General features: G+C 59.4%; 1 protein-coding gene. It reads right to left on the bottom strand.

Annotated elements, in window-relative coordinates; genetic code table 11:
- Positions 1-26: 26 nt before the first annotated feature.
- Positions 27-335: IS3 family transposase (locus IQ458_RS19480; protein WP_203323847.1), on the bottom strand; the 309-nt coding region annotated here is incomplete at its 5' end.

The following is a 335-nucleotide window of genomic DNA, read 5'->3' as shown; positions in this document are numbered from 1 at the left end:
TGGACCGGCCAGAGTTCTGTAGACACTCAGTCGCCGCTCTGCGCGTAGCGCTTTTCAAACTCTACCGGTGACAGTCCGCCAGCGGAACCATGCCGGCGGATCGGGTTGTAGAACATCTCGATGTAGTCAAACACGTCCGATGCTGCCATGGCGCGTGTCGGGTAGATCCGCCGCTTGATCCGCTCCTTCTTCAAGACGCTGAAGAAACTCTCAGCAACGGCATTGTCGTGGCAGTTCCCGCGTCGGCTCATGCTCGGCACCATCCGGTGCGCTTTCAGGAACGACTGCCAATCGCTGCTGGTGAACTGACAGCCCTGGTCGGAGTGCACCATCAC

Source organism: Pseudoxanthomonas beigongshangi (assembly GCF_016820515.1).
In the GTDB taxonomy this organism is placed as follows: Bacteria; Pseudomonadota; Gammaproteobacteria; order Xanthomonadales; family Xanthomonadaceae; genus Pseudoxanthomonas_A; species Pseudoxanthomonas_A beigongshangi.
This window is presented reverse-complemented; position numbering and strand designations above follow the sequence as displayed.